Origin of the sequence: Bilophila wadsworthia ATCC 49260 (genome assembly GCF_000701705.1) — a bacterium.
GTDB classification, from domain to species: domain Bacteria; phylum Desulfobacterota; class Desulfovibrionia; order Desulfovibrionales; family Desulfovibrionaceae; genus Bilophila; species Bilophila wadsworthia.
On sequence record NZ_JNJP01000154.1, the window covers coordinates 1 to 4,328 of the forward strand.

The 4,328-nt window shown below is 60.2% G+C and carries 4 protein-coding genes; 1 reads left to right on the forward strand and 3 read right to left on the reverse strand.

Annotation, left to right across the window (positions count from 1 at the left end):
• Positions 1–452 precede the first annotated feature (452 nt).
• The 3 genes from dnaJ to T370_RS0121335 all read right to left on the reverse strand — a co-directional run bounded on the left by dnaJ (position 453) and on the right by T370_RS0121335 (position 3,365).
• Positions 453–1,589, reverse strand: a complete 1,137-nt coding sequence (gene dnaJ / locus T370_RS0121325) for a molecular chaperone DnaJ (protein ID WP_005028385.1) — start codon at positions 1,587–1,589, stop codon at positions 453–455.
• A gap of 30 nt (positions 1,590–1,619) precedes the next feature.
• On the reverse strand, positions 1,620–1,856 hold the full coding sequence (gene rpoZ / locus T370_RS0121330) for a DNA-directed RNA polymerase subunit omega (RefSeq protein WP_005028384.1): 237 nt from the start codon (positions 1,854–1,856) through the stop codon (positions 1,620–1,622).
• A gap of 135 nt (positions 1,857–1,991) precedes the next feature.
• On the reverse strand, positions 1,992–3,365 hold the full coding sequence (locus T370_RS0121335; protein WP_029436945.1) for an L-serine ammonia-lyase: 1,374 nt from the start codon (positions 3,363–3,365) through the stop codon (positions 1,992–1,994).
• 278 nt (positions 3,366–3,643) lie between these two features.
• Here T370_RS0121335 and T370_RS0121345 point away from each other — a divergent pair, with 278 nt between their 5' ends.
• Entirely contained in the window at positions 3,644–4,255 is a 612-nt protein-coding gene (locus tag T370_RS0121345) for a MarC family protein (RefSeq protein WP_009733265.1), read from the forward strand.
• Positions 4,256–4,328: the final 73 nt, after the last annotated feature.

Here is a 4,328-nt window from a genome sequence, read left to right on the forward strand (position 1 = left end):
CCTCCCCAAACCCCACCCCCATCCCCCTAAAACTTTTCCACTTTATCGAATCCCTGACGGCGGCCCTTCCGCAAGCGTCGGGGACGGCTCGTTCATGGGCCTAAAAATGAAGAGAGTGTGTGTTCTCCATAAGACATGAAAAAGCGTGCATGGGACGCACCTCTTTACTGCTGAATCACAGTGAAATAATTAACTAAAATACATTTGTAGATCTTCAAAAACATCTTTCCCGGCCTCTCCCAGAAACAACAAAGCCGCCCGGAACCATTGGCTCCGGGCGGCTGTCTCTTTTTTCGCAGGGTTCCTGCGTTTCCCCTTTCCTCAGGAGCACCTCCCGAACTTCCGAACAGGGATTCGATAAAAACGAAAGTCTTGGGAGGGTGAGAGGGGAGTTTGAGGGGGGAGAGGGAACCTTTCTCCAGAAAGGTTCCCTCTCCCCCCTCAATATTTTGCTATTTCTTCTTTTTCTTGCTCTTGCCGCCAAGAAGGTTCTCGACGCCCTTGATGATCTTGTCGCCGATGGACTCCTCAGCACTCGATTCGAACTCGCGGAGCAGTTCTTCCTGACGCGCGGAAAGGTTGGTCGGCGTCTTCACGAGGATCTCGACCAGCAGGTCGCCGTTGCGCTTCTGGTTGAGATAGGGCAGGCCCTTGCCGGGAAGGCGGAGCACCGTGCCGCTCTGCGTGCCTTTGGCAATCTTGAGCTCCAGATCGCCGTCAAGGCCGGGAACCGTGATGGTATGCCCGAGGGCGGCCTTCACGAAAGAGATCTCCCTGGTCAGGACAAGATCCTGCCCCTGGCGGCGGAACGTCTTGTCCTCGTCCACCGAAATGAACACGTACAGATCGCCGTTGGGGCCGCCGTTGGTCCCGGCTTCGCCTTCATTGCGGAGGCGGAGGCGGGTCCCGGTGTCCACACCGGCGGGGATACGGACCGAAAGCTCGCGGGTTTCCTGTACCTGCCCCTTGCCCCGGCATTTGGGGCAGGGCTTGGAGATGGTGTACCCCTCTCCGTGGCAGGTCGGACAGGGAACCACGAACTGGAAAAAGCCCTGCGAATTCCGGACCTGGCCGGAGCCCCCGCACTGGCGGCAGGTTTCGCGGGACGTCCCCGGCGCGGCGCCCGAGCCGTGGCATTCCCCGCAGGTGACCATCCGGGGGATGTTCAGGGTAATTTCCGCACCCCTCGCCGCCTGCGCGAAGGTGATGTTCAGATTGTAGCGCAGATCCGCGCCCGCCGTGGGGCGAGGCCCGCCGCGGCGTGTACCGCCGCCCATGCTGAATCCAAACATATCCCCAAAGATATCGCCGAAATGAGCGAAGATATCTTCGGCGGACCCAAAGCCTCCGAAGTCGCCGTTGTTTCCGACACCGGCGTGACCGAACTGATCGTACCTCGCCCGGCGCTCCGGATCGCGCAGCACTTCATAGGCTTCGGCGGCCTCTTTGAAACGCTGTTCGGCTTCCGGGTTGTCGGGGTTGTGGTCGGGGTGGTTTTGCAGTGCCATCTTGCGGTAAGCCCGCTTGATTTCGTCTTCCGACGCATCGCGGGCTACACCGAGAACTTCATAATAATCGCGTTGGGCCATAGCGGTTCAAATCTTTCCAGACAAAAGGGGCTAGTCGTCCATGTCAGGTTGCGTTTCGCCTGCGGGCATACGATACTGGGACATATCCTCAGGGAAGATCTTTCCGGCGGCGATTTCACGCAGCGCGGTCACGGCTTCCTTGTTGCGCGACTCGACCAGAGGCTCGTAGCCTTCACGGTACTGTCGCACGCGTTTGATCGCCATCTGTACGAGGAGAAACCGGTTTTCGACGCGTTCCTGACAGTCTTCAACGGTGATGCGTGCCATAGTGCAGCCTCCAAAAAAGACGGGCTTCTTCCAATCTCATAACTCTAAGCCCGAAAGCATATTTGTCCAGAGGGGAAAAAACCCGGCATAGTGCATTGTGAAAGAGGCAATCAGTAACCCGCTTCCGGGCCACTGTCAACAGGCTACCATACTTACGGCCAATCCGCCGAGCGAAGTTTCCTTGAATTTACAGCTCATTTCGCGCCCCGTCTCAGCCATTGCGGCAATGGCGGCGTCGAGGGAAACCCGCTGCGAATAAGGATCCGTGCCCGAAGTGATCACCGCCGCGTTGTACGCCTTGATCGCGCCCATGGCGTTTCGCTCGATACAGGGAATCTGCACATATCCCTGCACAGGATCGCAGGTGATGCCGAGGTGATGCTCCAGCGCGACCTCCGCCGCGTTTTCGGTCACCCTGGACCGGTAGCCGCGCGCGTCGGCCACGAACGCCGCCGCCATTGCGGACGCCACGCCGATTTCACCCTGACAGCCCACTTCGGCCCCGGCGATGCTCGCGTTGTGCTTGGCGATGAAGCCGACCGCAGCCGATGCGAGGAACGCTTCACGGATGGCGCGATCGCCTATGAACATTTCATGCCGCAGGGCATACACCAGAGCGGGCATGACCCCGGCGGAACCACAGGTCGGCGCGGTGACGATGACGCCGCCGGAGGCATTTTCCTCCGCCGTGGCGAAGGCATAGGCATTGATCCGGGTCAGGAACTGATCCGGCGAGGACTGCATCCGGGAAGCCTGCTGCCACAGCATACGGGCCTTGCGCTGCACCTTGAGCGGCCCGGGGAGCTGCCCTTCGCTGTCCAGCCCGCGCCGGACGCTGCTTTCCATATGATCGATGATCTGGTTCAGGGAATAGATGATGCTCGGGCGCGACGCCCCGGTGATCGACATCTCGTTGTCGAGGATGATCTCGTAAATGTTGAGGCCCTTCTCCTTCACAATGGCGCGCAATTCGGTCATATTCGAATAGCGGTGAACAGGCTCGCCAAGGGAGGGCGGTTCCCAGCCCTTCCACTGGATGAAGCCGCCGCCCACGGAGTAATACTCCTGCGAATGCAGCACCTTGTCTTCGGCATCCAACAGATCCGCCACCAGCGTGTTGCTGTAAGGAAAATCATGGATGATCGCGTCATGGCTTACGTCGTCGACGCAAACCGACACCTGGCCGTCGCCGAGCGAACGTTTACGGCGCGTATGAGGGTCATCCATAAGCTCCTGGAGCAGGCCGGCGGGACAACTTTCCGGGGCCGTGCCGAGCAGGCCCGCGACGACGGCGGCGTCGGTCCCGTGGCCCGTACCCGTGGCGCTGAGGGAGCCGTACAAACGCACCCGGAAACGCACGGCGCGCACCAGCAGATCACGCGGCAGCGCGGCGCAGGTTTCCGCGAAATGGTGCCCTGCCTTCATGGGGCCGATGGTGTGGGAACTGGACGGTCCGGGCCCCACTTTGAACAGGTCGAACAGCGTGGTATCGATGTATCGTTGAGGCATGGAGATCTCCTGAATCCGGGCCTCCGGGCCCTTGTGTTGGAAGCCTTCGCCGCCCGAAACGGACGGCCCGAAACGCGGCCGGAAAAGCCGCTGATTTTCTCTGATCAAAAAAAGCTGAAAACCCGGCGTGTTGTCCTTGAACCCTAAAAAAAGCTCTTGAACTATCCCACGTTCCTTGTATGGTGTCCCGGCTCATTGAACAACCAATCAAAAATGCGCCCGGTGCGAGCGATCCCCCGCGCATTCAATAACCGCTTTGCGGGGTAGTGAGAAGACGTATGGATTACAGTATCGGAGATTTTTTCAGTTCGGTCATCAAGCTTTTCGCCCTGCTGACGCCTCCCGCGGCCCTGAGCGCCTTCTTGAGCGGGACGCAGACCTACGGCGGACGCCGCAAGCGCCGCACGGCCCTGCGGACGGGGACTGCGGTCTTCATCGTGGGGACGGTGCTGTACTTTTTCGGGGAATCGCTGTTCAGCGTATTCGGCTTCACGCTGGACGCCTTCCGCATCGGCGCCGGGGCGCTCCTGTTCCTGACTTCCGTAGCCCTCATGGGCGAACAGCGCGAGTCCCACACCCCCGACAGCCCTGACGAGGACATCAGCGTGGTCCCGCTCGCCATCCCCATCTGCATGGGCCCCGCCAGCATCGGTACGCTGATGGTTCTCGGCGCGTCGGCCCACAGCATGACGGAACGCATCATCGGTTCGGCAGCCCTCTTTGTGGCTTCGGCGCTCATCACGCTCATGCTGCTCATGGCGAACCATGTGCAGCGCATCCTCGGCAAGACCGGCCTTGCGGTGCTTTCCAAGCTCACCGGCCTGCTTCTCGCCGCCATCGCCGCGCAGGTCGTCTTCACGGGCGTGAAGAACTTCTTGATCGTAGGATAAGGCGGGGAAGAAGATTGGGGAAGGGGAGGGAAAGCTTTCTGAAGAAAGTTTTCCCTCCCCTTCCCCAAACCCC